General features: G+C 69.4%; 24 protein-coding genes. 12 read left to right on the top strand and 12 right to left on the bottom strand.

Going from position 1 to position 26,568, the window contains the following annotated elements; all coding sequences use genetic code 11:
• Window positions 1–11: 11 nt before the first annotated feature.
• The 3 genes from AB0C26_RS42200 to AB0C26_RS42210 all read left to right on the top strand — a co-directional run bounded on the left by AB0C26_RS42200 (window position 12) and on the right by AB0C26_RS42210 (window position 5,262).
• Window positions 12–3,065 (top strand): EAL domain-containing protein, encoded by a 3,054-nt coding sequence (locus AB0C26_RS42200; RefSeq protein WP_360259763.1) that lies wholly within the window; start codon window positions 12–14, stop codon window positions 3,063–3,065.
• The gene (locus AB0C26_RS42205) at window positions 3,062–4,300 is read left to right on the top strand and encodes a pyridoxal phosphate-dependent aminotransferase family protein (protein WP_360259765.1); all 1,239 of its coding nucleotides are present in this window, start codon (window positions 3,062–3,064) and stop codon (window positions 4,298–4,300) included. The genes AB0C26_RS42200 and AB0C26_RS42205 overlap by 4 nt, the downstream gene beginning before the upstream one ends.
• A 95-nt stretch (window positions 4,301–4,395) precedes the next feature.
• Complete coding sequence (locus AB0C26_RS42210) at window positions 4,396–5,262, top strand: LLM class flavin-dependent oxidoreductase (protein WP_360259768.1); 867 nt, start codon at window positions 4,396–4,398, stop codon at window positions 5,260–5,262.
• Window positions 5,263–5,354: 92 nt separating this feature from the next.
• On the opposite strand, the gene AB0C26_RS42215 is transcribed toward AB0C26_RS42210, so the two are convergent.
• Both AB0C26_RS42215 and AB0C26_RS42220 read right to left on the bottom strand, forming a co-directional pair.
• Window positions 5,355–5,624 (bottom strand): hypothetical protein, encoded by a 270-nt coding sequence (locus AB0C26_RS42215; protein ID WP_360259770.1) that lies wholly within the window; start codon window positions 5,622–5,624, stop codon window positions 5,355–5,357.
• 97 nt (window positions 5,625–5,721) lie between these two features.
• On the bottom strand, window positions 5,722–6,300 hold the full coding sequence (locus tag AB0C26_RS42220; protein WP_360259772.1) for a DsbA family protein: 579 nt from the start codon (window positions 6,298–6,300) through the stop codon (window positions 5,722–5,724).
• 300 nt (window positions 6,301–6,600) lie between these two features.
• Here AB0C26_RS42220 and AB0C26_RS42225 point away from each other — a divergent pair, with 300 nt between their 5' ends.
• From AB0C26_RS42225 to ugpC, 4 genes are read left to right on the top strand one after another with little or no spacing between them, the layout of a single operon-like run.
• Window positions 6,601–7,728 carry an ABC transporter substrate-binding protein gene (locus tag AB0C26_RS42225; RefSeq protein ID WP_360259775.1) on the top strand — a complete coding sequence of 376 codons (1,128 nt, stop codon included), beginning with the start codon at window positions 6,601–6,603 and terminating at the stop codon, window positions 7,726–7,728.
• Window positions 7,725–8,696 carry a sugar ABC transporter permease gene (locus tag AB0C26_RS42230; RefSeq protein WP_360259777.1) on the top strand — a complete coding sequence of 324 codons (972 nt, stop codon included), beginning with the start codon at window positions 7,725–7,727 and terminating at the stop codon, window positions 8,694–8,696. Before AB0C26_RS42225 ends, AB0C26_RS42230 begins: the two co-directional genes overlap by 4 nt.
• Window positions 8,697–9,530, top strand: a complete 834-nt coding sequence (locus AB0C26_RS42235; RefSeq protein ID WP_097318874.1) for a carbohydrate ABC transporter permease — start codon at window positions 8,697–8,699, stop codon at window positions 9,528–9,530.
• Window positions 9,531–9,536: 6 nt separating this feature from the next.
• The gene (gene ugpC / locus AB0C26_RS42240) at window positions 9,537–10,742 is read left to right on the top strand and encodes a sn-glycerol-3-phosphate ABC transporter ATP-binding protein UgpC (protein WP_360259780.1); all 1,206 of its coding nucleotides are present in this window, start codon (window positions 9,537–9,539) and stop codon (window positions 10,740–10,742) included.
• Window positions 10,743–10,783: 41 nt separating this feature from the next.
• On the opposite strand, the gene AB0C26_RS42245 is transcribed toward ugpC, so the two are convergent.
• Both AB0C26_RS42245 and AB0C26_RS42250 read right to left on the bottom strand, forming a co-directional pair.
• On the bottom strand, window positions 10,784–11,461 hold the full coding sequence (locus AB0C26_RS42245; RefSeq protein WP_360259782.1) for a response regulator transcription factor: 678 nt from the start codon (window positions 11,459–11,461) through the stop codon (window positions 10,784–10,786).
• A complete protein-coding gene (locus tag AB0C26_RS42250; RefSeq protein WP_360259784.1) occupies window positions 11,449–12,678 on the bottom strand; it encodes a histidine kinase in 1,230 nt (409 codons plus the stop codon). The genes AB0C26_RS42245 and AB0C26_RS42250 overlap by 13 nt, the downstream gene beginning before the upstream one ends.
• Before the next feature lie 110 nt (window positions 12,679–12,788).
• Here AB0C26_RS42250 and AB0C26_RS42255 point away from each other — a divergent pair, with 110 nt between their 5' ends.
• Entirely contained in the window at window positions 12,789–14,153 is a 1,365-nt protein-coding gene (locus AB0C26_RS42255) for an alpha/beta hydrolase (protein WP_360259786.1), read from the top strand.
• A 148-nt stretch (window positions 14,154–14,301) separates the two neighbouring features.
• Here AB0C26_RS42255 and AB0C26_RS42260 read toward each other — a convergent pair whose 3' ends face one another.
• Complete coding sequence (locus AB0C26_RS42260; protein ID WP_360259789.1) at window positions 14,302–16,197, bottom strand: anthranilate synthase family protein; 1,896 nt, start codon at window positions 16,195–16,197, stop codon at window positions 14,302–14,304.
• Window positions 16,198–16,509: 312 nt separating this feature from the next.
• Window positions 16,510–16,740, bottom strand: coding sequence for a hypothetical protein (locus tag AB0C26_RS42265; protein WP_360259791.1), 231 nt, complete (start codon window positions 16,738–16,740; stop codon window positions 16,510–16,512).
• Between the two features lie 197 nt (window positions 16,741–16,937).
• On the opposite strand from AB0C26_RS42265, the gene AB0C26_RS42270 reads away from it, so the two are divergent.
• Window positions 16,938–17,312, top strand: coding sequence for a response regulator transcription factor (locus AB0C26_RS42270; RefSeq protein ID WP_097318880.1), 375 nt, complete (start codon window positions 16,938–16,940; stop codon window positions 17,310–17,312).
• Between the two features lie 18 nt (window positions 17,313–17,330).
• On the top strand, window positions 17,331–19,073 hold the full coding sequence (locus AB0C26_RS42275; RefSeq protein ID WP_360259793.1) for an ATP-binding protein: 1,743 nt from the start codon (window positions 17,331–17,333) through the stop codon (window positions 19,071–19,073).
• A gap of 3 nt (window positions 19,074–19,076) precedes the next feature.
• Here AB0C26_RS42275 and AB0C26_RS42280 read toward each other — a convergent pair whose 3' ends face one another.
• The 5 genes from AB0C26_RS42280 to AB0C26_RS42300 form a co-directional block, all read right to left on the bottom strand.
• Complete coding sequence (locus AB0C26_RS42280; protein ID WP_360259795.1) at window positions 19,077–19,559, bottom strand: universal stress protein; 483 nt, start codon at window positions 19,557–19,559, stop codon at window positions 19,077–19,079.
• A 398-nt stretch (window positions 19,560–19,957) separates the two neighbouring features.
• Window positions 19,958–20,599, bottom strand: a complete 642-nt coding sequence (locus AB0C26_RS42285; RefSeq protein ID WP_360259797.1) for a DUF3159 domain-containing protein — start codon at window positions 20,597–20,599, stop codon at window positions 19,958–19,960.
• 305 nt (window positions 20,600–20,904) lie between these two features.
• On the bottom strand, window positions 20,905–21,120 hold the full coding sequence (locus AB0C26_RS42290; RefSeq protein ID WP_360259812.1) for an SDR family NAD(P)-dependent oxidoreductase: 216 nt from the start codon (window positions 21,118–21,120) through the stop codon (window positions 20,905–20,907).
• Window positions 21,121–21,148: 28 nt separating this feature from the next.
• On the bottom strand, window positions 21,149–22,324 hold the full coding sequence (locus tag AB0C26_RS42295; RefSeq protein WP_360259815.1) for an aldehyde dehydrogenase: 1,176 nt from the start codon (window positions 22,322–22,324) through the stop codon (window positions 21,149–21,151).
• Window positions 22,325–22,349: 25 nt separating this feature from the next.
• Window positions 22,350–23,753 carry an MFS transporter gene (locus tag AB0C26_RS42300; RefSeq protein ID WP_360259799.1) on the bottom strand — a complete coding sequence of 468 codons (1,404 nt, stop codon included), beginning with the start codon at window positions 23,751–23,753 and terminating at the stop codon, window positions 22,350–22,352.
• A 294-nt stretch (window positions 23,754–24,047) separates the two neighbouring features.
• On the opposite strand from AB0C26_RS42300, the gene AB0C26_RS42305 reads away from it, so the two are divergent.
• The gene (locus tag AB0C26_RS42305; protein WP_360259801.1) at window positions 24,048–25,073 is read left to right on the top strand and encodes a M12 family metallopeptidase; all 1,026 of its coding nucleotides are present in this window, start codon (window positions 24,048–24,050) and stop codon (window positions 25,071–25,073) included.
• Window positions 25,070–25,414: a carboxypeptidase-like regulatory domain-containing protein gene (locus tag AB0C26_RS42310; RefSeq protein WP_360259803.1), complete on the top strand. Its 345-nt coding sequence runs from the start codon at window positions 25,070–25,072 to the stop codon at window positions 25,412–25,414. The genes AB0C26_RS42305 and AB0C26_RS42310 overlap by 4 nt, the downstream gene beginning before the upstream one ends.
• A 212-nt stretch (window positions 25,415–25,626) precedes the next feature.
• Here the strand turns inward: AB0C26_RS42310 and AB0C26_RS42315 are convergent, their stop codons facing one another.
• Entirely contained in the window at window positions 25,627–26,487 is an 861-nt protein-coding gene (locus tag AB0C26_RS42315) for a dioxygenase (RefSeq protein ID WP_360259805.1), read from the bottom strand.
• Between the last annotated feature and the right edge of the window lie 81 nt (window positions 26,488–26,568).

A 26,568-nucleotide genomic window follows, 5' to 3' on the forward strand; every position in this document is an offset into this window, starting at 1 on the left:
CGGAGGCCCGGATGTCCGCCGCGCGCATGCAGTTGTGCTTCGCCGCGTGGGTGGCTGCCCTGACGGTGGTCTTCTACGCGCTCCCGGCGTACAGCATGTACTCCTGGGCGGCGATCGGGCTTTCCGGGGCGGCAGCCGTGCTGGTCGGCATCCGGTTGCACAAGCCGTCGCGCAAGCTGCCCTGGTACCTGCTGTCGGCCGTGGTCGCCTGCTTCACCCTGGGCGACACCACCTACAACGTGCTCACCGACTACCTCGGGTACACCAACCCGTTCCCGTCGCTGGCCGACCTGTTCTACCTGATCATCTACCCGATGCTGGCGATCGCGTTGCTGATCTTCATCCGCGCGCGGTCCGGCACCGACAACCGGGCCGCGCTGCTCGACGCGCTCGTGCCCACGGCCGGTCTCGGCCTGCTCTCCTGGGTCTTCCTGATCGCGCCGTACGTGCACGACACCGGCCTGACCCTGCCCGACAAGCTCGTCTCGATCGCCTACCCGCTCGGCGACGTGCTGGCCCTGGCCATGTTCGCCCGGCTGCTGACCGGCGGTGGCCGCAAGCCGGCCGCACTGACGATCCTGGTCGTCGGCGTCTCCAGCCTGCTGGTCACCGACGTCGTCTACGGCCTGCGGCAGCTGGCCGACAACTGGGAGGTCGGCGGCCCCGTCGACTTCGGCTGGATCTTGTTCTACACCGCGATCGCGCTCTCCTCCCTGCACCCGTCGATGCGGGACCTGACCCTCAGCGGGGAACGGGTCACGCAGACCATCGCGGGCGGCCGGCGGATCGCCCTCATGGTCGTCGCGGCCCTGATCGCCCCGGCTGTCCTGCTCATCGAGGACCTCGGCGGCGACGTCACCGACGCCCCGATGATCGCCACCGCCAGCGCGCTGATGTTCCTGGCCGTGATGCTGCGCGTGGCCGGGCTCATGCAGGTCCAGCGGGTCGCCGCGGCCCGGGAGCGCACACTGCGCATCACCGGCGCCGACCTGGTCGCGGCGAGCAGCGAGGCCGACGCGTACGAGGCCCTCAAGAAGGCGCTCGGCGCGATCGTGCCGGCCGGGCAGCCGTGGGCCGAGTTCGTGCTCTCCGTCGACGCCCGGCCCGGCAAAACCACCGGCCTGGTCGGCACCCGCAAGGTCCCGATCGCCGAGGAGCCGGCCCTGGTCGCCCAGGCGCTCGCGGGCTTCACCTGGGCGCTGTGCGCCGAGGCGATCGCGTCACCGCGCAAGCCGGGCGAGCCGCGCCGGCACCGGCGGATGTACCTGGCCGCCGACGACGAGGTGCTGACCGCGCTCGAGCCGGCCTTCGTGGCCCTGATGACGCAGGGCACCATGGCCATCGAGCGGATCAACCTGACCGCCGAGGTGAACCGGCGCAGCAGCGAGGACTACTTCCGCGCGCTGATCCAGAGCGCCTCCGACGTGATCATGATCGTCGGCGACGACGAGGTGATCCGCTACGCCAGCCCGTCCGCGCTGCCCGTGTTCGGTCACACGAACCTGGTCGGCATGCCGCTGCGCCGGCTCATCGCCGGCACCGACCACGCCGAGCTCACCGGACTACTCGACCAGGTGCGCTCGGGGCAGGGTTTCCGCGACGGCGTCGACCTGACCGCGATCAGCGGCGACGACCTGCTCCTGCAGGTCGAGTGCACCTGCCGCGACCTGCGCGACGACCCGGCCGTGGCCGGGCTCGTGATCACCATAAGAGACGTCACCGAGCGGCGGCGCCTCGAGAACGACCTGGCCCACCAGGCGTACCACGACGCGCTGACCGGGCTGGCCAACCGCGCCCTGTTCCAGAACCGGCTCGAGCACGCGGCCCACTTCGCCGACGGCCGCCGGCACGAAGTGGCCGTGCTCTTCATCGACCTCGACGACTTCAAGGAGGTCAACGACACGCTCGGGCACGCCGCCGGCGACCAGCTGCTGACCACCGTCGGCGAGCGCATCTCGGCCGTGGTCGGACCGCTGAGCACGGTGGCCCGCACCGGCGGCGACGAGTTCGCGGTGCTGCTGGAACAGGTCGACGCGCAGGCCGACGCCGAGCAGATCGCCGGGCGCATCGTGGCCGCGCTGGCCGAGCCGATCGAGGTCACCGACGCCACCGGGGCCACGCACCTGGTGCGCGGCGCGGCCAGCGTCGGCGTCGCGACCAGCGCCGAGACGGCCGGGATCACCGAGCTGCTGCGCCGGGCCGACGTGGCCATGTACGGGGCGAAGACCGAGGGCAAGAACACGTGGCAGCGCTACGAGGACGAGATGCACGAGGCGATGCTGCGCCGCCTCGAGATGCGCTCGGCCCTCAACGAGGCGGTGCCGGGCGACCAGATGCGGCTGCGCTTCCAGCCCATCGTCGACCTGCCGACCGGCGAGACGATCGGCCTCGAGGCCCTGGTCCGCTGGCAGCACCCGGCCCGCGGCCTGCTCGGCCCGAACGAGTTCATCGAGCTGTCCGAGGAGAACGGGGCGGTGGTCGCGATCGGCGGCTGGGTGCTGCGCGAGGCGCTGCGCACCTTCGCCGAGTGGCGGCGCGCGGACACCGGCGGCCTCATGCGGTACGTCAGCGTGAACGTGTCGGCCCGTCAATTCCGTACACCCGGCTTCGTCTCTCAAGTCAAAGAGGTGCTGGCCGATATAGGAGCCGACCCGAAATGGCTGCTCCTGGAGATCACCGAGAGCCTGGTGCTGCACGACGCGGACCAGGTCTGGCGTGACCTGCACGAGCTGCGGGCCATGGGCGTCCGGATCGCCATCGACGACTTCGGCACGGGGTACTCATCGCTGAGCTACCTGAGCCAGATGCCGGTCGACGTCCTGAAGATCGACAAGTCCTTCATCGACGACATCCTGCACAGCCGCCAGCAGATGGCCCTGGTCGAGACGATCGTCAACCTGGCCCGAACCCTCGACCTGGCGGTCGTGGCCGAGGGCATCGAGCTGGAGGAGCACCGCGCGGCCCTGGTCGCCATGGGGTGCCCGTACGGGCAGGGCTACCTGTTCTCCAAGCCGGTCACATCCGAAGAGTTCCAATCAACGATTCTCACGAAGGGTCTTTCATGAGCGACGGTCTCGAGTTCGTCAAGCGCGACGGCAAGTGGGCGGACCTGGAGCGACTGCGTAGTGGCAACCCCATGTACGACGCCACGATCGAGGAGGTCAAGGGCCGCCGCATCCGGGTCGGCGACCACTGGCTGGCCGACTTCGCCTCCTGCAACTACCTCGGCTTCGACCTCGAGCCCGAGATCATCGAGGCCATCGAGCCCGAGGTACGCCGCTGGGGCACGCACCCGAGCTGGTCGCGGCTGCTGGGCAACCCGGCCCTGTACCCGCAGATCGAGGAGCAGCTGACGGCCCTGCTGGACGCGCCGGACACGCTGGTCCTGCCCACGATCACCCACATTCACATGTCGGTGCTGCCGATCCTGGCCGGCAAGGGCCACATCTTCCTCGACTCCCAGGCCCACAAGACCATTTACGACGGTTCCATGTACGCCCGTGGTCTGGGCGCCGCGGTCTCCCGCTTCGCTGCTTCCGACGTGTCCGAATTGCGGGCTATGTTGCGTGCGGCTCCCGCCGGCGTCTCGAAGATCGTGGCCATGGACGGCGTGAACAGCATGACGGGCAACGCGCCGGACCTGGCGGCCTTCGCCGCGGTGTGCCGCGAATACGGGGCCCTGCTGTACGTGGACGACGCCCACGGCTTCGGCGTGATCGGCGAGCGCGGCGCGAACGAGAAGTCCCCGTACGGCCTGAAGGGCAATGCGATCGTCAAGTACGCCGGCGAGACGTACGACAACATCGTGCTGGTGGGCGGCTTCTCGAAGAGCTACTCGTCGCTGCTGGCGTTCCTGGCCCTGCCGACGTGGCTGAAGAACCACCTGAAGGTGTCGGCGCCGCCGTACCTGTACTCGGGCCCGGCCCCGACGGCGTCCCTGGCGACGGTGCTGGCCGGTCTGTCGGTGAACGAGAAGCGGGGCGACGACATCCGGGCCGAGCTGTACCGGAAGACGATGAAGGTCCTGGACCACGTACGGTCCCTGGGCGTCTACACCCCGAACACGGGCAGCACGCCGGTGATCGAGCTGCCCCTGGCCGAGGGCGAGGACATCGACGCGGTCGGCAAGCTGCTGTGGGACCGCGGCATCTACGTGACGCTGGCCGCGTACCCGCTGGTCCCGCGCGACCAGGTCGGCTTCCGGGCCCAGGTGACCGCGGCCAACGCCGACGACGAACTCGACGAGCTGAACGCCGCCATCACCGAACTCCACGCGGCCGGCAAGCTCCGCCTCGCCTGACGCCCTTCCCCGGGTCAGGTGGCCTTCCGCGGGCCGGGCGGCGTGAAGTCGCCCGGCCCGCGCCTTTCTCCGGCGCTCAATGTGATGATCGGCGTATGCGACTTTCGATCTGGCCCTCGGCGGCGCAGAGCTTTGCGAACGTGCTCGAGGCGGCCCGGCACGCGTCGGAGACCGGCTGGGACGGCGTGCACTTCGCCGACCACTTCATGCCCAACGGCGAGTCGGGCGCGGTGCTCGAGTGCGGCTCGGTGGTGGCCGCCTTGGCCGCCGCGGTGCCGAGGGTCGAAATCACCACTCTGGTGTACGGCATGACCTACCGTCACCCGGCCGTGCTGGCCAACATGGCCGCGACCGTCGACCACATCAGCGACGGCCGCTTCCGGCTGGGCGTGGGAGCGGGCTGGCAGATCAACGAGCACGAGCAGTACGGCATCGAGCTGCCCCCGGTGAAGCAGCGCATCGACCGTTTCGTCGAGGGTCTGCTGGCGATCAAGAGCCTGCTGACCGAGTCCCGCACCACCCTGCACGGCGAGTATTACCAGCTGACCGACGCCGAATGCGACCCGAAGCCCGTACGGACCCCGCTACCGATCCTGATCGGCGCCAAGGGCGAGAAGCGCATGCTCCGCATCGTCGCCGAACACGCCGACGCCTGGAATACTTGGGGCATACCCTCCCACATCGCCCAGAAGTCAGCGGTCCTGGACGCGCATTGCGCCACCATCGGCCGCGACCCACACTCGATCGCCCGAACCGCCCAGGCGCTGACGGTGGTGAACGGCCCCATCCCCGAGGGCATCACGTCCCCGGTGATCGGCGGTTCCCTCGCCGCCCTGAAGGACGCGATCGCCGAGTACGAGTCCCTGGCCCTGGACGAACTGATCATCCCCGACGGCTTGCTGGGCACCGGCCCCACCCGCCTCAAGGCCATGGACACCCTGAGGGACCTGGTCCGATCCTGAACCGCAGCACCCGCCCGGCCCTGAACGGGGATTTGTTCCGGGTCTGAACCCATCGACGGGCCGGCCGTTTCCTACGGCCGGCCCCGCGCGTATCAGCGCCCCGCGACGATGGCCTCGGCCACCTGACGCAGCTGGTGGTGGTCCGGGTGGAACCCGGCGGCGATGTCCGGATGCAGATGCGTCTTAGTGTCGTCGAGAAGCATCGCGGTGACTTCGTCCACGCTCTGCCCGGCGTACTCGTGCCGAAGCTTGTCCGTCGCGGCCTGAAGCGCCGAGGTGAGTTGATCTTCGAGCGGTCCGCGCAGTTTCTCCTCCACCGGGTTAAGGCTCTGCGGATCCAAGGTGACCTGTGGCTCGGCCATGTAGCCCTCCCGTGTTCTGTGGCGCGACGCGGATACCCGCCCCGCTCACGCCGTTAAACGCATTCACCCCCTCCCACGTTGTGTCCACAGCCAACTCTCAGCCCCGGCCGCGCTTGACCTCGAAGAAAGTGTCGACGCGGCTGAGCGGCTCGACCGCGTCCCAGATCGCCAGGGCTTCCTCGCGCTCGGGGACCGCGCCGATGATCGGGCCGTGGAGGCCGCGCTTGGCGCCTTCCACGTGCAGGACCGGCGAGCCGATGCCCGGCCCGGCCAGGGCGAGTGCGGCCTCGTGCGACTCCCGGACCGAGTCGTCCCAGCTGGCGTCGTCGAGCACGGCCTTGGCGTCCTCGATGCCGGCCGCCTCCGCGGCCTCCTGCACCAGTTCGTCGCTGAGAGCTGCCCCGCCGTCGTGCACCCGGGTGCCGATCTCGGTGTAGAACGCCGCCGCCACCTCCTCTCGGCGATCCGCCCGCAGAGCCTCGACCAGGCGCAGCGCCCGGAAGGACGCGTCGCTGGCCGCCCGGTACTGCTCAGGGATGCTGTCGCCGTTCAGGATCTTCAGGCTGAACGCACGCCAGCGCAGGGTCAGGTCGCGCTCTCCGGCGACTGCGACCAGCCAGCGCGAGGTGCGCCAGGTGAACGGGCACGCGGGATCGAAGAAGTAAGTGGCCTCCATAGATCACAGCGTAGGGCGCATTGTGCCTGCATTTCCCGGAACCGGCGAGGGTTTGTTTCGTCGCTGTGCGGGGCAGGAGGATCACTGGTCGTCGAAGTGATAGAGATCACTTCGACGCACGTTCGGCCGGATGGAGGGTCAATGGCGACTATCGACCGACATCCGCAAAGGCGCTCTCTGCGCGCTCGGGCACTCGCGGCGGGGGCCGCGTTAGCTCTGGCAGCACCACTGGCGGCCTGCGGATCAGACGACAACGGCGGCGTACCCGTCCTCAATCTGTACCAGTTCCCCGTCGAGAACATGCAGTCCGTCGTGGACATGTGCAACCAGCAGGCGGCGGGCAAGTACGAGATCAAGTACCAGGTGCTGCCGCGGGCGGCCGACGACCAGCGGGTCCAGATGGTCCGCCGGCTCGCCGCCAAGGACGACAGCATGGACCTCCTCGGCATGGACGTCACCTGGACCCAGGAGTTCGCCAGCGCCGACTGGATCAAGGAGTGGACCGGCGCCGACCGCAGCGAGATCGAAAACGGCACGTTGCCCGGCCCGCTCGCCTCCGGCGAATACGAAGGCAAGTTGTACGCGGCGCCGAACAACACCAACGTGCAGCTGCTCTGGTACCGCAAGGACCTCGTGCCGACCCCGCCGAAAACATGGGACGAGATGATCCAGATGTCCCAGAAGCTCAAGGCCGAGGGCAAGACGTACCAGGTGCTCACCATGGGCGCCCAGTACGAGGGCCTGGTGGTGCTGTACAACAGCCTGGTCGCCAGCTCGGGCGGCACGGTGGTCAGCGAGGACGGCAAGTCCGCCGTGATGGACGCCGGCGCGGTAAACGCGCTGCGCACCCTGAAGACTTTCGCCACCGCCGGCGTGACCAGCCCGTCGTTCTCGAACTCGATCGAGGACGACGTCCGGCTCGCCTTCCAGAACGGCGGCGGCGCGTTCCAGCTGAACTGGCCGTACGTGTACGCCTCGATGCAGAGCGACGCGCCGGACCTCGCCAAGAACGTCGCCTGGGCGCGATACCCGGGCATCGACCCGAACAAGCCGAGCGTCACGACGATCGGTGGTTCGAACATCGCCGTCAGCGCGTTCAGCAAGCACCCCGACCTCTCGTTCGAGGCCGCCAAGTGCCTGCGCGGCCCGGAGGCGCAGAAGTACCTGGCTATCAACGCCGGACAGCCGCCGTCGATCGAGGCGGTGTACAACGAGCCGGAGATGGCCAAGGCGTACCCGATGAAGGAGACGCTGCTCGAGGAGCTGAAGGACGCCGCTCCACGGCCGCGCACCCCCGCGTACCAGAACCTTTCCACAGTCGTGTCGGCCGAGCTCTCGCCGCCCGCGAGCGTCGAGCCGGACCAGACCGGCGCCGAGCTGAAGAGCTCCATCCAGGACGCCCTCGAGTCGAAGGGAGTGCTGCCGTGAGCATTTCCAGCACCACGCCGGCTTCTTCGCAGGCCGCCGAGCAGCAGACCATCCCGCGGCAGCGGCGCCGGCGGCGCGCCGAGCTGAGCGAGGGCAAGAAGCAGGAGCGCAAGCTCGGCTGGCTGCTGTGCGCGCCGGCCGCGCTGGTCATGGTGGTCGTGACCGCGTACCCGATCCTCTACTCGTTCTGGCTGTCGCTCCAGCGGTACGACCTCAAGTTCCCCGAGGACCGGCAGTTCGTCTGGTTCGAGAACTACGTGACGGTGCTGTCGAACAGCTACTGGTGGACGGCCTTCGGCGTCACGATGCTGATCACCGTTGTCTCCGTGGTGGTCGAGCTGGTGCTCGGCATGGGGCTGGCGCTGATCATGCACCGCACGCTGGTCGGGCGCGGGCTGGTCCGGACGTCCGCCCTCATCCCGTACGGCATCGTCACCGTCGTCGCCGCTTTCAGCTGGCGCTACGCCTGGACGCCGGGCACCGGCTATCTGGCGAACCTCGTCAGCCCGGAGGGGGCGCCGCTGACCGAACGGGCCAGCGCGCTCGCCATCATCATTCTGGCCGAGATCTGGAAGACCACCCCGTTCATGGCCCTGCTGCTGATGGCCGGCCTGGCTCTGGTGCCCGACGACCTGCTCAAGGCCGCGTCGATGGACGGCGCCAGCTGGTGGCAGCGGTTCACCAAGGTCATGCTGCCGGTGATGAAGCCGGCCATCCTGGTCGCGCTGCTGTTCCGCACGCTGGACGCGCTGCGCGTCTTCGACAACATCTACGTGCTGACCAATGGCGCCAACGAGACGTCGTCCGTGTCGATGATCGCCTACAACAACCTGATCAAGGGGCTCAACCTCGGCATCGGCTCGACGATGTCCGTGCTGATCTTCCTGACGGTCGCGATCATCGCGTTCATTTTCGTGAAGCTGTTCGGCACCGCGGCGCCGGGCGCCAGCGAGGAGGGGCGACGCTAGATGGCCACCGTAAACACCTCCGCGAAGGTCAAATGGGGTCTGCTCGACGCGGTCGTCGTCGTCTTCGCGCTGATCCCGGTGCTCTGGATCGCGTCGCTGTCGTTCAAGACGACGCCGACCCTGACCGACGGCAACTTCATCCCCCGCGACTGGACCCTCGACAACTACAAGCTGATCTTCCAGACCGACCAGTTCGTCCGCGCCCTGATCAACTCGATCGGCATCGCCCTCATCGCGACCACGATCGCGGTCGTGCTGGGCACGATGGCGGCGTACGCGATCAGCCGCCTCGATTTCCCCGGCAAGGGGCTGCTCGTCGGCGTCTCGCTGCTGATCGCGATGTTCCCGCAGGTGTCGCTGGTGACGCCGCTGTTCAACATCGAGCGCAACACGGGCCTGTTCGACACGTGGGCCGGGCTGATCCTGCCGTACATCACGTTCGCCCTGCCGCTGGCGATCTACACGCTGTCGGCGTTCTTCAAGCAGATCCCGTGGGATCTGGAGAAGGCGGCGAAGATGGACGGCGCCACGCAGGGCGAGGCGTTCCGCAAGGTGATCGCCCCGTTGGCGGCGCCGGGCGTCTTCACCACCGCGATCCTCGTCTTCATCTTCTGCTGGAACGACTTCCTGTTCGCCATCTCGCTCACCTCGACCGAGCGCTCGCGCACGGTTCCGGCGGCGTTGTCGTTCTTCACCGGTGCCTCGCAGTTCGAGGACCCCACCGGCGCGATCTCCGCGGCCGCCGTGGTGATCACGATCCCGATCATTCTGTTCGTGCTGTTCTTCCAGAGGCGCATCGTCGCGGGCCTCACGTCCGGCGCGGTGAAGGGTTAGGTTGCCATGGCTGACATCGTTCTTGACAAGGTCACGAAGAGCTATCCGGACGGCACCACGGCCGTGCACGGCATCGACCTGGAGATCGCCGACGGCGAGTTCATCATCCTGGTCGGCCCGTCCGGCTGCGGAAAGTCCACAACGCTGAACATGATCGCCGGCCTGGAGGACATCACCTCCGGTGAGCTGCGCATCGGCGGGCAGCGGGTCAACGACAAGGCGCCGAAGGACCGGGACATCGCGATGGTGTTCCAGTCGTACGCCCTTTACCCGAACATGAGCGTCCGGGAGAACATGGCTTTCCCGTTGAAGCTCGCGAAGATGGACAAGGCCACGATCAACCAGAAGGTGGAGGACGCGGCCCGCGTCCTGGAGCTGACGGATTACCTGGACCGCAAACCGGCCAACCTGTCGGGTGGCCAGCGCCAGCGGGTCGCGATGGGCCGGGCGATCGTCCGCAGCCCGAAGGCGTTCCTCATGGACGAGCCGCTCTCCAACCTCGACGCCAAATTGCGGGTGCAGATGCGTACGCAGGTGTCGCGCCTGCAGAAGCAGCTGGGCACCACGACGGTGTACGTGACGCACGACCAGACCGAGGCCATGACGCTGGGCGACCGGGTCGTGGTCATGCGCGGCGGCTACATCCAGCAGGTGGGCGACCCGCAGACCCTGTACGACCACCCGATGAACCTGTTCGTGGCCGGTTTCATCGGCTCCCCGTCGATGAACTTCCTGCCGGCCGCCGTCGAGGAGTCGGCGCTGCGCACACCGCTCGGCGACCTGCCGCTCGGCGAGCGGATGAAGCGAACGCTCAGCGCGAGCGACGCCCCGCGCCAACTGATCGTCGGCATCCGCCCCGAGCACTTCGAGGACGCCCGGTTGATCGACGACGTTCAACGGGCGAAGGGCTTCGAGTTCACGGCCCCGGTCGACCTGGTCGAGTCGATGGGCTCGGACAAGTATGTCTACTTCACGGTCGAGGGGGAGCACGCGGCCGCCGCCGACCTGGAGGACCTGGCCGCCGACGCGGGCGGCGCCGACCTGCCACCCCAGGACAGCCTGGTGACCCGCCTGTCGGCCGAGTCGCGGGTACGCGACGGCGCCGACGCCAAGGTCTGGATGAACCTCGACAAGATCCACCTGTTCGACCCGCGCGACGGCAAGAACATCACTCTGCACGAGGGCCGCGCGGCCGGGGTAGCCGCGTCCTGACCGGAGCGACGGCGGGCGCCCGCGACCCGGGCGCTCGCCGTTCACAGCAGCTCCGCATCGTGGACGAGGATGGCCACCTGTACTCGGTTGTTCAGGGCGAGCTTGGCCATGACCCGCGAGACGTGACCCTTCACGGTAGGCAGACTCATACCGAGCGCGGCGCCGATCTCGGCGTTGGAGCTGCCGTCGCCCAGGCAGATCGCCACCTCGTGCTCCCGGTCGGTCAACACCCGCAGTTTCGCTTTGGCCTTGGACCGCCGCGAGCCGGCCGCGGGATCGGCGACGTAGTCGACCACCTTGCGGATCACCGCCGGCGACAGCATGCTCTCGCCGGCCGAGACCCTGCGTACGGCCGCGATGATCTCTTGTGGCTCCGAGTCCTTGAGCAGAAAACCGCTGGCCCCGCACCGCAGCGACTCGACGACGTATTCGTCGACGTTGAACGTCGTCAGCATGATGATCTGTGGCGCGGCCGGCCGGCTCCGGATGCGCTGAGTGGCGAGCATGCCGTCGAGCTGCGGCATCCGAACGTCCATGAGCATGACATCGGGCCAGTTCGCCGCCGCCACCTGGATCGCCTCGACGCCGTTCTCGGCCTCCGCAACCACCTCGATGTCGGCTTGCTGCCGAAAGAGCAGCCGCAGCGCCCCGCGAACCATCGCGTCGTCGTCGACGATGGCCAGCCGGATGGGCCGCTTCTCCGCTGTCAGTCCGGCCATGGCAACCATGCCTCGAAGCGGAAGCGGTCATCGTCACGACCGAACTCCACACGTCCGCCTACCAGGTCCGCGCGCTCGCCCGCACCAACCAGCCCGGAGCCCGACCCTGGCACGACGTCGGCTGCGTGTCCGACGCCGCACATGCCGACTGATGCTCCGCCGATGTCGGAGGCATGGGAGGGTAAGGCGTTGGTGACGAGAATGCGGAGGTCGCTGCCCGTCGCACCGTCGAGGCGTACGTCGACCAACTCGCCGGGCGCGTGTTTGCGGGCGTTGGTCAGCGCCTCCTGCAGCAGCCGGTAGGCCGTGCGCCCCAGCACCGGAGGCGGCTCCACAGGCGGCCTCATCCAGACGAAGTCGATCGCCATGCCTGAGGTGCGCGCGCCGTCAACCAGCTGCTCCACATCGGCGAGGCCCGGCTGCGGCGGCTCGGGCTGCGAAGGCCCGTCGTCGCGCAGCGCTCCGATGACGGCGCGCAGCTCCTCCAGCGCTTCGTGCGCGCTCAACCGGATCGTGCGGGCGGCCATAGCGATCTCTTCAGGTGGTGCGTCGCTGCTCACCTCGAGCGCACCCGCGTGCAGGCTGACCATCGACATGCGGTGTGCCAGAGCGTCGTGCATCTCGCGCGCGATACGCGACCGCTCGGTCAGCCGTGCCTGGTCGACGCGCATTTGTTGTTCCGCCACCGCTCGCAGCGCCTCCTGGTGCAACGACAGGCTCAACCTTCGGTAGGCCTTCAAGAACAGACCCCAGCCGATCGTGGCGAGGCTCGTCGCGGCCCGCATGGCGATGTCGACCCACAGCGGGAACGGCGGATTGTCCTGCAACGCGTAGTAGACGATGCCGGTGGTGACGTGGGCGGCGCTGAGGATCAGAAGAATCCCGGCGCCGTAGCGGATCGCGACGGTGAACAGCGCGATGAGGATGGAGCCCGTCGCCATCACCGAGATGGCGCCGAGGGGCAACAGCACCACGCAGACGGCGAGCGGCCATCGCCGGCGTGCGAACAGCGCGAGCGCGCTCAGCACTCCGATCACCACGTCGGCCTGCCACGGGATCACGGCGGAGGGCGCCGTCGCGTCGCCGAGTGGCACCATGACGGCGCCATAGAGCAACGCGCAGAGGACGGCGACGACGTCGGCGACCCGGTCACGCAGGCCCGAGCGCCGGACACCCGGCGGAGCGGGCACCAGTAACCGGAACGGCAGCGACGACATGACCCGCAGCCTACGAGGGCGAGCGTCCGTTGAGGACCTACCAAAGTATGGCCTCGACCCCTTCCAAAGCATCGTGTGCTCGCCACGGTCCATCGGCGATCCTCTGCGGCATGCCACCGATTCCCTGGACAGCACCTGCGATTCTCTGGACAGCACTCGCCGCCACCTGGGGCGTTCTCGTCGGCCTCTGGACCCCGCGCGGCCCTCTCACGATCACCGAGGCCCTCTGCTCGGTGTTCGTGAGCGTGGCGATCGGTCTCGCCGCTGGCCGCTTCAGCAGTTCTCGCCTCGTGGCCGTTCTCGTGCCGTTGGCCTTCCTATTGGCGCTCGAGACAGCCCGGATCCGCTACTCGGGGCCGTCCACCGGTCCGCCGCACGCCAGCGCGTTCGGCTTCGTCGTGCTGGTCGCCGGCCGCGGCCTTCAGGCCACACTCACCCTCGTGCCGCTGGTGCTCGGGCTGCTCATCGGCCGGGGAGTCACCCGGCGCCTCGGGCAGGTGCTGGTGGCGCTGCCGGCTGCCGGTGTCCTGCTCCTGACCACCGCGATCGCGATCCCGGCCCGCACCGCGCCGATTCCGGGCGGCGTCGCCGAGCTGGCGACGGTCGGCGGCCTCAACGTCATGATCCGGGGTGCGCACGCGGACGCGCCGGTGCTGTTGTTCGTTCCCGGCGCGCCGGGTGGTTCCGAGCTGGGTGCTGTCCGCAACCACCTCGGGGCCGTCGAGCAGCGTTTCGTGATGGCGACCCTCGACCGTAGGGGCGGTGGCGCCTCATACCCGGCGCTCGATCCGACCTCTGAGGCGACGCTCGACCGGATGGTGCGGGACATCCTCGACGTCGCGGACTACTTGCGGGAGCGGTTCCACCACGACCAGATCTACCTGCTCGGGCATTCGGGCGGCTCGATCCTGTCGGTGCTCGCGCTGCAGCGAGCCCCGGAGAAATTCGCCGCTTACATCGGCGCCGGTCAGGGTGTCGATCTCCGAGCCAGCGACCGGATCTTCTACGACGACATCCTGGCCTGGGCTCGGTCCACCGGGCGGGACGACGTCGCGGAACAACTCGCCGCCCAAGGGCCGCCGCCCTACGGCGACGTCTGGGGATACGAGCCGATCATGTTGTACGAGAACGAGGCGTACGCGCAGCCGTCCCTGAGTTCTGAGATCGGTGTCGGCGAGTACACGTTGCTGCAGAAGGCTCACACGATCAACGCGATCCTCGACACCTGGTCGGTGCTGTACCCGCAGATGCAGGAGATCGACCTACGGCGCGACGCGCTCAGTCTTCCGGTGCCGGCCTGGTTCGTGCAGGGCGCCGACGAGATGCGGGGCCTCGAGGTGCTCTTCGACGAGTGGTACGCGCAATTGCGGGCGCCCAGAAAGGAACTCGTCATGATCGACAGTGCGGGTCACCGGGCGATCTTCGAGCAGCCTGACCGGTTCGAGGCGGTGCTGGACGATGTTCTGGCCGGCTGAGCGCACGACCGCCACCGCAACGCCACCCGGCGGGACGCACAAAGCCGGTACGCCGGTCGGCGGCGCCGCGCACGCACCGAATGGTGGTGCGGGCCGGTGGCCCAAGCGGAGGCTCTCGATCCCCTTGAACCACCGGCAATACTCTTCGCTACCCGTTCCTGCCCGGGCTAACCACGTCAGTCATCAATATCGGCAAAAGTTCGGCGAGTACGGCCAGGCCGTCGCGGCTGAGCACCGATTCCGGGTGGAACTGCACGCCGGCGAAGCCTGGGCCGCGCAGCGCGTGCACCGCGGAGTCGGTCCTGTCACGAGCGATCTCCACCGTGCCGTGCGCGGTGACAAGTTCGTCCGTCTCCGAGACGGCGGCGAAGCTGGAGTAGAAGCCGACCCGGCGCGTCTCGCCGAAGAGGTCGATGTCACGGGCGAGACCCTGATAGGGAGCGTCGCGCCGGCGCAATCCGAGCCCGAGCATGACAGCGAGGATCTCGTGGCCGAGGCAGACGGCGAAAAGCGGTCGGCCGGCGGCCAGTCGCTGCCCGATGAGGTCGCGCATGACCGCCATCTTCGGGTCCTCCGGGTCGCCCGGGTCGCCCGGCCCGGGCCCGGCGACGAGCAGGTCGACGGCGAGTGGATTGACCCGCGACGCCTCGTCGGCGAGCAGATCGGCGAGATCACCTCCGGCGGGCGCCGAGTCACGATGGTGGGGTGCGGGGTGTGCTGCGAAGCTGGTCCACGGAGCCACGGTCACGGTCAGGCCGAGCGCTTTCAGCTGGTGGGCGAGCATCGCGGTGAAGGTGTCCTCGCCGTCGACGATCAGGGCGGTCTTGCCGGCGAGGCCGGGGACGGTCAGCGCGCCAGGGGCGCGCGAGTCGAGCCAGAAGCGGGCCAGGCCGTCGTTGCGAGCGGCCAGGGCGGCGCGGACTTCCGGGGTCTCGGCTTGCGGGCGTACGGAGGAGGAGCCGGCAGCGGCGGCACCCAGCGCGGACAAGATGCCGGCGGCCTTGGTGTGGGTCTCGGCGACCTCGCCGGCGGCCGTCGAATGGCGGACCAGCGTGGCGCCCACCGGGACCCGCAGGGTGCCGTCGGGGGAAATCTCGGCGGTGCGGATGAGGATCGGGGCGTCGAGCGTCTGGCGGCCCTGATCATCATGGTCGAGCAGAGCCAGGACACCGGCGTAGTAGCGGCGGCCCCGGCGCTCGTGACGGGCGATCACGCGGCAGGCGTTCTCGATGGGGCTGCCGGTGACGGTGGGGGCGAACATGGTCTCGCGCAGCACGTCGCGGACGTCGAGGGAGCCCTGCCCGGCGAGCAGGTATTCGGTGTGCGTGAGGTGGGCCATCTGCTTGAGGTACGGGCCCGCCACCTGACCGCCGTGCTCGGCCACGGTGGCCATCATCTTGAGCTCCTCGTCCAGCACCATGTAAAGCTCCTCGGTCTCCTTCGGGTCGTGCAGGAAGTCGAGGAGGTCGCCGGAGCCGTGGCGGAAGGTGCCGCTGATCGGGTTCATCATCGTGACGCCGTCGGCGACGCTGACGTGGCGTTCCGGGGTGGCGCCGATCAGGGTGCGGGTGCCGGTGTGCACGAGGAAGGTCCAGTAGGTGCCTTGCTCGTGCGCCAGCAGGCGGCCGAAAGCGGCTCGGGCGGCGGCCACCGGGTCGCCGTCGACGGTGGCGCGGAACACGCGGTGGATCACGAAGTTGGCGCCCTCGCCGTGGCCGATCTCGTCGCGCAGAACGTCCTCGACGATCGCGCCGTACTCGGCGTCGGAGAGGTCGAAGCCGCCGTCACGGACGCTGAGCGCAGCGGCCGGGAAGGAACTCAGCGGTTCGTTCCGGGCCGAGCGCACCACGAGGCATTCCAGTGGGGCGCCGTCGTCGACGCAGTCGAAGCCGCGTTCGGCGATCTGGCGGTAGGGGATGACGGCCAGGGTCGGTCGACCGCGGTGCAAGGGGATGTCGTCGAGCGTTTCTACCGTCACGACGTCGCCGGTCAGCACCTCGACGTGGTCGGCGCCGTCCCGGTGGAGCAGGGCGAAAGGCCGCATGGTGGTCCTCTTTCGGGTCTCGGCGGTGCCGACCGAGGTCCGACCATACGAAAACGGCCGCCTCGGGGAGGCGGCCGCGTGGAGTGGTTACGCGCGGGGAGAAGTGGCCGCCGGTCTGGCGGGCCACCACATGCTCAAGCGCGCGTGCAACATGTGGCCGAGCCTACGACCCAGCCACGGTGCGGCGCAACGGACACGCGGGGTGATCCTCCCGCGGCCGCTCGGCGCGCCGGCCGGCCGCAAGAACGGCAGCCGGCGCGGCGGCTGGTTGCGAGGACGGCGGCTGGCGCGGTGGAAGGGGCGATGAGGCTGTCAGGTGAAGGCCAGGCGGACGGCGTTGCGGGCCCAGCGCATGCGGCCGATGGCGCAGTCCGGGTGCTCGCCGAACTCCTGGGCCACCACTTCGGCGCAGCGGGCCTCGCCGAGGCGGTCGACCGTCGAGTTGACGGCGGCCCGGATCAGTTCGGGGGTGGGGCTCTGGGAACGCTGCAGGTTCGAAGCGAAGAGTGCCTCGGTGCGGATGGCGTCGATCACGGCGTGCATCGGGAACCTCCTGCCGGCTCAAGGTCGAGTGGGCGTCTGAGAACAGAACACCGGAGCGCGGGCGCAGGCTCGCTGCGCCCAGGGTGCGGGTGGGTTGCGCGGCGGAGAACACGCGGAGCGGTCTCACAACTCGGACTAACCGGATATGGTCCGTATAAGTAGCGAAAGCTGCGTCCACCAACCAGAGGGAGATTGCCGTGACGGTGGTCTTGGTTGCCGACGACGATGCCGACATCCGCGACCTGGTGGCGTTCAAGCTGGAGCAGGCGGGGTTCGAGGTGATCGCGGTCGAGGACGGCCAGAGCGCCGTCGAGCAGGCGCGGAGCCGGCAACCAACGCTGGCCGTGCTCGACGTGTCGATGCCGGGGCTGTCCGGCATCGAGGTGTGCCGCATGTTGCGGGCCGACCCCGCAACGGCCGGAATTCTGATCATCATGTTGACCGCGCGGGTGCAGGAGCAGGATGTCGAGGGCGGGTTCAGCGCCGGCGCCGACGACTACGTGACGAAGCCGTTCAGCCCGCGCGAGCTGGTCTCCCGCATTCAGGCGCTGCTGAGCCGAGCCCGGGCGTGAGCGGCGCGTGGGCGGACGATGCGACGTGAGGATTCGGTCGGCCGGCTGCTGACCGGGGCCTTCACGGGCCTGGTCGCGCTGGTCGTCGGGTGCGGGGCGGTCGAGCTCACGGCGGTGCTGGTGGAGCACCGCGTGGAGCGGCAACTCGTTACCGAGGTGCAGCCGCTGCGGACGGCCAACGCCGAGCTGCGAACGGTGCTCGCCGAAGCTCAGGCGGGACTGCGCGGGTACACGCTGACCGGAGACGAGCGGATGCTCGACACCTACGAGGTGGCTCGCAGCGAGTACGGGCTGGCGGGGGAGGAACTGGTCCGGCTCGGTGCCGAGCGGGACGCCGGTGCCACCTCGGCCCAGATCGATCAGGCCGACGACTGGTGGGCGGTCGCCGAACTCCAGCGGCAGGCGCCGCCGGGCAGCGACGAGGCGGCCGGGTACGCGGTGCGGGGTGAGCCGCTGTTTCGGGCGTTCGTAGCGGCCAATGACGAAGTGCGGGCCTCGGCCGAGGGACGGGCCGCGGATCTGAGTGATCGGGTGGACGCGCTGCGCTGGGTGACCATCGCGGTGATCTCCGTGCTCACCGTCGTGGCCGCTGTCGTCGCGGTTCTCACGGCCGTCCGCACCCGCCGGCGGATCGTCGGCCCGCTCAAAGCCGTCGTCAGCGCCGGCGTCAGCATCAACGCCGGAGCAGCCGTCAACGCCGGCGCGGATGCCAGCGCCGGCGCGGCCGTCAAAACCGGCGTCAGTGCCGGCGCGGCCGTCAAAACCGGCGTCAGTGCCGGCGCGGCCGTCAAAACCGGCGTCAGTGCCGGCGCGGCCGCCAAAGCCGGCGTCAGTGCCGGCGCGGCCGCCAGCGCTGGTGTCAGTGCCGTAGCGGCCGCCAGTGCCGGGGTCAGGGCCGAGGGCGGCTTCGGCGATGAGGCGCGGCAAGGGCCAGCCGAGATCCGGGCCATTGCCGAGGCGCTGGACGCGGCGGCACGGCGTACCGAGGAGATGCGGCGCAACGAGGAGCTTGTCGTCGCTCGGCTGCATGAGATCGACACCGTCAAGACCGACTTCATGTCGACCGTGTCGCATGAGTTGCGGACGCCGTTGACCAGCATCTCCGGGTACGTGGAGCTGATGCGTGACGCTGAACCGGGGCAGTTGACGGCGTCGCAGGAGCGGATGCTGGACGTCATCGCCCGTAACGCTCGACGGCTCCGTGACCTGATCGAGGACATTCTGACGTTGTCGCGTATCGAGTCGGGGGACTTCCGGACCATGCGGGGGCCGCTCGACCTGGCCGAAGTGGTGCTGCGGGCCGTCGCCGCGATCGAGCCGACAGCGGCCAAAGCCTTCGTCGGGTTGCACGCCGAGGTTCGGGGGCCCGTTCCGGTACGCGGGGACAGCGCCCAACTCGACCGGGTGCTCGACAACCTGCTCTCCAACGCGGTCAAGTTCACGCCGCCCGAAGGAACCGTCACGGTCACCGTCGAGCGGCGCGGTGACCATGCGTTCCTGGTGATCGCCGATACCGGGATGGGCATTCCCGAGGACGACAAGGAGGCGCTGTTCGGCCGGTTCTTCCGGGCCAGCAACGCCATTCGGCAGGCGGTGCCCGGCACCGGGCTCGGGCTGGCGATCGTGCACACCATTCTCGGCAACCACGACGGCACCATCGACGTCCGCTCCACCGAGAACGTCGGAACCACCGTGACGGTGAAACTTCCAGCCGACGAGCTCGAGCCCGCGTTTTCCGGCGGCAAGGCCCGAGAGGGCTGAGCGCTACGCGCGGGTCGTGTAGTCGATGGCTTCCTGGGCCAGCCGCCGCGACGGCACACGGGCCAGCGCCGGCGGCGGCACGACGATGACAGGGCAGGACGCGGTCCGTACGCAGCGGCGGACCGTGCCGCCACCCCACCAGCGGCTGGTGGGGGCGCCGACCACGATGAGATCGTCGGCGCCGGTGACGTAGTGCCGCAAAGCGGCGGCGGCCGAGCCGGACGGAACCCGCACCATCACGTCCAACTCGGCCGGCGTCGTACCCAGCGCCAGCTCGAACGTCTCGTCGACGCGCCGACGGGCCTCGACGGCCAGCGCGCGCTCCCACTCGAGGCTCGGACGCGACCGAGGTCCAGTGGTGAGCATCCACGTACGTACCGCCAAAAGCGGAACCGACCGGCGCCGCGCCTGCCGCACCGCGAAACGCGCGGCCTCCAGCCCGGACAGGGACGACGACACCCCGAGGATCACCTTCGACTCGCTCACCGGGCAACCGTGACTCGGCCACCGAGCCCACGCCAGAGCCGAGCCCAATTTTTGACGCGGTGTTGACGGCAGCGCGGAGGGGCGCGCGGTGCGGAGGGGCGCGCGGTGCGGAGGGGGCGCGGTGCGGGAGGCGGTGCGCAACGCGCGGTGCGGGAGGCGGTGCGGAGGGCGCGGTGCAGAAGGTGCGGTGTGGAAGGCGGTGCGCAAGGCGCGGTGCGGGAGGCGGTGCGGAGGGCGCGGTGCGGAAGGCGCGGTGTGAAAGGGCGGTGCGCAAGGCGCGATGCGGAAGGCGGGGTGCCGAGAACGCGGAGAACGCGGTGCTGAGAGGCACAGTGCCGAGAGGTGGTGAGAGGTGAGGTGCTTTGCGCGCCGGGAAGGGGGCTTCGGTGGCGAGGCGGTCAGGAGGCCGGCGCCGGCTCGGTCACCGGGTGGCGTAGGCCGGGGTGGCCGGCCGGCAGCGAGCGGCGGATCACCCACCAGCTCACCGCCAGGCAGGCGGCGACCAGGGGCCAGGTCAGCGCGATCCGGGCCACGCCGAGGGCTGTCACCTGGCCGGCCGCGTACAGAGGCAGGAAGACCGCTACCCGGATCAGGTACTGCAGAACCCAGATCCAACTGCCTCGCATGTACGCCCGTAGCAGTGCCGGATCGCGGCGCCACCGGGTTCTCTGGCCCAGCACCGCGCCCACGATCACGCCCAGCAGTGGCCAGCGGATCACGATGCTGACCGCCCAGGCCAGCGCGCTGGCTGCGTTGCTGAGCAGTTGCAGAAGGAAGAAGTCGGCGGCATTGCCGGTACGGAGGGCGATCAGTGCCGCCACGCAGACGCCGAGCAGGCCGATCAGCACCGCGCGGGGCTTGTCGCCGTGCCGCAGGCGCCACCACGAGATGGCCAGGGCGCAGACGACCGCCACGATGGCGCCGGCCCAGATCGACCGGCCGATCAGCCAGCCCCCGAGATATCCGGCCGCCGGCACGGTCGCGTCGATCGCCGCCCGCCGCCCGTTGAGCAGCTCCGCCAACGACTCCGGCTGCGCCATCCCCAACCCCGTCCTTCGAAGTTAGGAAAGCCTAACCGCAGCCAACCCGCCGGGGGCTACGGGGTGAAGTCCCGCCGGCGAGGGGCGAAGAAGGGCGAGGGTGCGAAGGCGAGGGGCGAGGGGCGAGAGGGCGAGGCGTATGGCGAGGGGCGAAGGCGAAGGGCAAGGGGGGAGAGGGCGAATGGCGAGGGGGCGAGGGGGCGAAGGCGAGGGCCAAGGGGGCGAGGGGGCCGAGGGGCGTAAGGCGAGGGGGCGGGGCGAGCTCGGCCGGGGCCTGGAGCGGGCCGGCCGAGCCGAGGGGTGGATCAGCGGTAGTCGGTTGACTCGTTGGGGGCGGACATGGGCAGCGTTGTCATCGACGTGCCGGCCCACTCTGTGCGCATGCCGCCCGGCTCCGCGACCGTGACCTTGATGCCCAGTGGGGCCACCTCCAGGGCCAGCGCCGCCGAGAAACCGTTCACCGCGTGCTTTGCCGCCTCACGACAGCCTTCGCGATCTGCCGGCCCAGGCCGCCGGAGCAGCCCGTCACCAGCCGGGTCTTCGGCATTCTCAACTCGCCTTCGTGATCGTCTGGTACTCGATGTACTGGGTGAGGCCGACCACGCCGTACTCGCGCCCGATCCCGCTGGTCTTGAAGCCGCCGAACGGGCCGTCGAAGCCGATCGGGGCGCCGTTGATCGTGACCGTGCCGGTGCGCAGGCGGCGGGCCACGGCCAGCGCCCGGGACGGGTCGGCCGACCAGACGCCGCCGGACAGGCCGTACTCGGAGTCGTTGGCGATGCGGACCGCGTCGTCCTCGTCGTCGTAGGCGATGACCGCCAGCACCGGCCCGAAGATCTCCTCCTGGGCGATGCGTATGCTGTTGTCGACGTCCGCGAACAGGGTCGGCCGGACGTAGAAGCCCTTCTCCAGGCCTTCGGGGATCTGCGAGCCGCCCACCACCAGCGTCGCGCCCTCGCTGACGCCCAGGTCGATGTAGTCGCGGACCCGCTGCTGCTGGTCGGCGCGGACCATCGGCCCGATGAACGTGTCCGGGTCGAGCGGGTCGCCGACCTTGGCCGACGACACCATGTCGGCCAGGGCGGCCACGATCTCGTCGTACCGGCGGCGTGGGGCCAGGATGCGGGTCTGCGCGATGCACGACTCGCCGTTGTTGAGCAGCGAGCCGAACTTCAGTCCGGCGACCGCCGAGGGCACGTCGGCGTCGTCCAGGATGATCGCGGCCGATTTGCCGCCCAGCTCCAGGCTGACCCGCTTGAGCTGTTCGCCGGCGAGCGAGGCGATCCGCCGCCCGGCCCGGGTCGAGCCGGTGAACGCGATCTTGTCGACGCCGGGGTGCTTGACCAGGTGTTCGCTGGTCTCGCGGTCCGCCGCCAGGACGCTGATCCGGCCCTCGGGCACCCCGGCCTCGGCCAGCAGTGAGGCCAGCAGGTTCATGCTCAGCGTGTTCTCCGGCGAGACCTTGAGGATCACCGTGTTCCCGGCCAGCAGGGCCGGGATGATCTTCGCGTTGGCCGCCGAGAACGGCGAGTTCCAGGGGATGATCGCCGCGACCACGCCGACCGGCGTACGGCGTACGACCGAATCGAAGGGTGTGGCGGAGGGGAGCGTCTCCTCCCAGCCGAACTCGGACGCCGCCTTGAGGAACGAGGTGGCCTGGCGTGACAGGCCGGGCTGACCGGCTCGGCAGAACCAGAGCGCGGAGCCGTTCTCGGCCGCGATCAGCCGCCGAGGAAGAGCCTGGTGTTCATCATGCCTCCAGAAGGACGGGGTTTTGCGGGGTGATCTCCGGGGCGCGGTGGCGGGTGACGATCGCGACGACGATCCCCAGGGCCAGCGCGGCGACGAAGAAGTAGACGGATCCGGTGAACGCGTCGTGGAAGGCCGCGACCTTGCCGTTCGGCAGCGCGCCGGCGTACACAATCGTCAAGATCGCGATGCCGAGCGATCCGCCGACCTGGTGCGCGACGTTGACGAGGCCGGAGGCGGCGCCGGCGTCCTGCGGCTCGACGTCGGCCACGCCGCCGTTCGTCATCAGGATGATCGCGATGCCCTGACCGACTCCGATCACCACCAGGGGCAACAGGACGTCCGGGAAGTACGTCGAGGAAGCCGAGATCCGGGACAGCCACCACGTGCCGGCGAGCGCGATCGTCAGCGAGGCGACGAGCAGCACGGGGCGGCCCAGCCGGGCCAGGAGCGGCCTGACCACGTACACCATCGCGAAGAACATGCCGGTGACCGGCACATAGGCGAAGCCGGTCTCGAGTGGGCTGAGGCCCAGCACCTCCTGGAGGTACTGGCTCAGGAAGTAGAAAACGGCGAAGTTCCCCCCGACGATCAAGAGCCTTCCCGCGTACGCGCCGGAGCGCTCGACATTCGCGAACAGCCGCAGCGGGGTGATCGGCTGAGCCACCACGCGCTCGATGAGGACGAAAGTGATCAGCAGAACAACCCCCGCGGCGAGCGAGACGACGGTCGAGGCGGCGCCCCAGCCGGCCTCGGAGGCCTGGATGAAGCCGTAGACGAGAGCGGTCATGCCCAGCGTCGAGGTGAGCGCCCCACCGAGGTCGAAGCTGCCCTCGCTGCGGGCGGTGCCGGCCAGGAAGCGCGGGGCGAGCGCCGTGATCACCAGGCCGATCGGAACGTTGACGAGCAGGCCCCAGCGCCAGGACAGCAGGTCGGTGAAGACGCCGCCGATCACGATGCCGACGCTGCCGCCGGCGCCGATCACCGCGCTGTACAGGGCGATCAGCCGGGCCCGGTCGGTGGCGTCGCGCGACCCGGAGACCAGCAGGGCCAGCGTGGACGGCACGGCCAGCGAGGCCGCGACGCCCTGCACGGCCCGGGCCGCGATCAGGAACGGCCCGGTCGGCGCGAGGCCCGCGGCCAGCGAGGCCAGGGTGAACAGCGCGATCCCGCCGACGAAGACCCGGCGGCGGCCGAGCAGGTCGCCGGTCCGGGCGCCGAGCAGCAGGAGGCCGCCGAACGCCAGCACGTACGCGTTCTGCACCCAGGACAGCGCGCCCGGGGAGTAGTCGAACTGTTGCTGCACCTTCGGCAGCGCGGTGGTGATGATCGAGGTGTCGAGGGTCATCATCAGCTGAGATCCGAGGATCAGCGTCAGCGCGACCCGGCGCGGCGGCGGTGGCATCGAAACTTTCCTTCCGTCAGGTGTCCCTCAGTGACCATTGCCCCGTCCGATCCCCGGGCGCCCCCGTGTCCGACCCTGGTCGGGGTGCTGGTGCGCCCGGTCACACGGGCCGCGTGCGGGGGGTGCCGGGCCGTGTCAGATACCTCCCGGACGGCTTTCCGACAACGCTCTCGCAGGTCATTGACTTGACCAAGAAATCAAGAGAAAGCTTGGTGCACGTTATTCGCCGCGCCGGACGGAAATGATTCCCGGCGGGCATTTATTCCGTGCTTTTTCGGTGGGGGGAAGGGCGTCATGGAACAGTTGAGGTATTGCGCCGCGCCGCCGCGCATCATGCCGGTTCTGCCGGCCGACATGCCGGCCGAACGGCGGCGGGCAATCGTGCGGGGCACCGCCAAGTGGGCGAACGGGACGAAACTGCGCTACGCCTTCATGGAGAGCGGCCGCGACGACCAGAAGGCGGTCGTCCGCGAGTCGTTCGCCGAGTGGAAAGGCATCGGCATCGGGCTCGATTTCGCCGAGGTGAGCTCGCCCGCCGAGGCCGAGGTACGTATCGGCTTCGAGCAGGGTGACGGCTCCTGGTCCTATCTCGGGCGCGACGTGCTCCAGATCGGGCAGAACGAGCGGACCATGAATTTCGGGTGGGATCTGACGACGCCGTACGGCCGGACGACCGCCCGCCACGAGATCGGGCACACGCTCGGCATGCCGCACGAGCACCAGAACCCGAACGCCGGCATCGTCTGGGACGACGAGGCCGTCTACGCCTTCCTCGGCGGGCCGCCGAACAACTGGCCGCGCGAGACCACGTTCCACAACGTGCTCCGCAAGCTCGACCCGGCCGAGGTCGAGGGCTCCGACTGGGATCCCGAGTCCGTCATGGAATACAGCTTCCCGAGCGGGCTGGTGATCAGCCCGGAGGAGTACAAGACGAACGGCATCCGCCCGCCCGGCAGCATTTCGAAGATCGACCAGGAGCAGGTGCTGATCTGGTACCCGGGTCTCACGCCGCAACTACCGCGCCTGACGCCGTTCCAGTCGACGCCGATGAGCCTGAAACCGGGCGAGCAGTTCAACGCCGAAATCGTGCCCGAGGCGAGCCGTGAGTACAGCATCGGCACCTTCGGCGCGGCCGACGTCGTGCTCGTGCTTTTCGAGGAGGTCGACGGCGAACTGCGCTATCTGGCCGGCGACGACGACAGCGGCGAGGACCGGAACGCCCTGATCGATGTGAAGCTTTTCGCGGGCCGCCGTTACGTGGTCCGGGTCCGGCTCTATTACTCGTGGGCCTCCGGCGAATCCGCGGTCATGTACTGGTGAACGAGGCCTCCCGCTTGAGCGCGGCCCTGCTGGCGGCCGCCCTGCTCCTCGGGGCCTGCGACAGTTCCACACCGTCGCGGGCCGACGAGGGCGTACGCGGTCGCGTCCTCGATGGAGCCGGCGCGCCCATCAGCGACGCGACCGTGACTCGCCGCGCGGTCGGCCCTTCGCGCTCATCCGACCTGAAGGTCGTGATCACCGACCGGGACGGCCGCTACGACTGGCCCCTGGAGCCGGGCGTCTGGGAGCTGGATTTCACCGCCCGCGACCACAGCCCGGCCACTGTCGGCGTCACGGTGGCCGACGGCCAGTGGGCGAGCATCGACGTCAAACTGCGATAGGCGCGGCGCCTCAACCGCCGGAATCACGGGTGACGCGGTCAGCCTGGGCATCTCGATCGCCCTGCCGCGCAGGGGCTGGCGGTGATCGCGCTCGCCGAGGTCATCAGCCGGGGCCGGGTCTCGCCCTCTGGACCCTGTTCGGCGTCACCGCCGCTGTCCAGCGCCCCGGCAGCGGAGCCGCGGTCACCCGCGCCGGGGCCCGACCGGCGAGGTCACCGGGGCTGCAGGACGAAGTCGTAGCGGGCGACCATGAACGCCCGGTCCATGACCCGGCCGTCCGGGCTCGGGCCAGGCCCGTGCTCGGCGAACGGGGTGACCAGCGCGTCCTTGACACCGAACACCACATCAGTGTCCAAGTATTCTGTTCCCGCCGGGAACAGATGGGTCACCAGCTTCTCGTAGCCGGGCTCCTCGAGCAGGAAGTGGACGTGCGCCGGACGGTACTCGCTGATGTCGGTCCGGGCGATCAGGTCACCGACCGGCCCGTCCATCGGGATGGTGTAGCCCAGCGGCACGATCGTCCGCACGCAGTAGGTGCCGTCCTCGCGGGCCCGGAACTTGGCCCGCAGCCGAGCCTCGTCGACCTCGGGCAGCTGCGACTCGTACATTCCGTCGACGTCGGCCTGCCACACGTCGAGCACGGCGTGCGGCACCGGCCGGCCGGCGAGGTCGGTCACGCGGCCGACGATGAACAGCGGCGTCCCGGGCAACCCGTCGGACATGTCGAAGCCCCATTCCACTGTGGGCGAGCCGTCGATGTGGAACGGCCCCAGCACCGTCGCCGGTGTGGCCCGTTCGTCGAACCGGTGGTTGAGCTGGACCACCAGTGAGCTCAGGCCCAGCACGTCGGAGGCGAGAATGAACTCCTGCCGCTTCTCGTTGCTGATCTGACCGGTCCGGGTCAGCCAGTCCATGGCCGCCATCCATTCGTCGGCGGTCAGGTCGACCTCGCGGGCGAAGGCGTGCAGGTGCCGTACGAGCGCGGTCATCAATTCGCCCGTACGCGGTGAATGGGCCGTGGCCCATCGGCGTGCGGCCTCGTCGGTGAGGTTCTCGTCGGGCCGGGTAGCCATCATGAGTCCTTTCCAGCACTGCTTACTCGAGCTTGAGTCGACGGAAATCGGCCGAGGCGACCGGGCAGGCCGGGGGGGGGG

This window comes from Actinoplanes sp. NPDC048796 (genome assembly GCF_040650035.1).
Classification (GTDB): Bacteria; Actinomycetota; Actinomycetes; order Mycobacteriales; family Micromonosporaceae; genus Actinoplanes.

What these genes read in the sequence shown, in the direction of transcription:
- AB0C26_RS42200 (WP_360259763.1), top strand. Translation starts at nt 12, where the DNA reads ATGTCCGCCGCGCGCATGCAGTTGTGCTTCGCCGCGTGGGTGGCTGCC.
- AB0C26_RS42205 (WP_360259765.1), top strand. Translation starts at nt 3,062, where the DNA reads ATGAGCGACGGTCTCGAGTTCGTCAAGCGCGACGGCAAGTGGGCGGAC.
- AB0C26_RS42210 (WP_360259768.1), top strand. Translation starts at nt 4,396, where the DNA reads ATGCGACTTTCGATCTGGCCCTCGGCGGCGCAGAGCTTTGCGAACGTG.
- AB0C26_RS42215 (WP_360259770.1), bottom strand. Translation starts at nt 5,624, where the DNA reads ATGGCCGAGCCACAGGTCACCTTGGATCCGCAGAGCCTTAACCCGGTG.
- AB0C26_RS42220 (WP_360259772.1), bottom strand. Translation starts at nt 6,300, where the DNA reads ATGGAGGCCACTTACTTCTTCGATCCCGCGTGCCCGTTCACCTGGCGC.
- AB0C26_RS42225 (WP_360259775.1), top strand. Translation starts at nt 6,601, where the DNA reads ATGCAGTCCGTCGTGGACATGTGCAACCAGCAGGCGGCGGGCAAGTAC.
- AB0C26_RS42235 (WP_097318874.1), top strand. Translation starts at nt 8,697, where the DNA reads ATGGCCACCGTAAACACCTCCGCGAAGGTCAAATGGGGTCTGCTCGAC.
- ugpC (WP_360259780.1), top strand. Translation starts at nt 9,537, where the DNA reads ATGGCTGACATCGTTCTTGACAAGGTCACGAAGAGCTATCCGGACGGC.
- AB0C26_RS42245 (WP_360259782.1), bottom strand. Translation starts at nt 11,461, where the DNA reads ATGGCCGGACTGACAGCGGAGAAGCGGCCCATCCGGCTGGCCATCGTC.
- AB0C26_RS42250 (WP_360259784.1), bottom strand. Translation starts at nt 12,678, where the DNA reads ATGTCGTCGCTGCCGTTCCGGTTACTGGTGCCCGCTCCGCCGGGTGTC.
- AB0C26_RS42255 (WP_360259786.1), top strand. Translation starts at nt 12,789, where the DNA reads ATGCCACCGATTCCCTGGACAGCACCTGCGATTCTCTGGACAGCACTC.
- AB0C26_RS42260 (WP_360259789.1), bottom strand. Translation starts at nt 16,197, where the DNA reads ATGCGGCCTTTCGCCCTGCTCCACCGGGACGGCGCCGACCACGTCGAG.
- AB0C26_RS42265 (WP_360259791.1), bottom strand. Translation starts at nt 16,740, where the DNA reads ATGCACGCCGTGATCGACGCCATCCGCACCGAGGCACTCTTCGCTTCG.
- AB0C26_RS42275 (WP_360259793.1), top strand. Translation starts at nt 17,331, where the DNA reads ATGCGACGTGAGGATTCGGTCGGCCGGCTGCTGACCGGGGCCTTCACG.
- AB0C26_RS42285 (WP_360259797.1), bottom strand. Translation starts at nt 20,599, where the DNA reads ATGGCGCAGCCGGAGTCGTTGGCGGAGCTGCTCAACGGGCGGCGGGCG.
- AB0C26_RS42300 (WP_360259799.1), bottom strand. Translation starts at nt 23,753, where the DNA reads ATGCCACCGCCGCCGCGCCGGGTCGCGCTGACGCTGATCCTCGGATCT.
- AB0C26_RS42305 (WP_360259801.1), top strand. Translation starts at nt 24,048, where the DNA reads ATGGAACAGTTGAGGTATTGCGCCGCGCCGCCGCGCATCATGCCGGTT.
- AB0C26_RS42315 (WP_360259805.1), bottom strand. Translation starts at nt 26,487, where the DNA reads ATGGCTACCCGGCCCGACGAGAACCTCACCGACGAGGCCGCACGCCGA.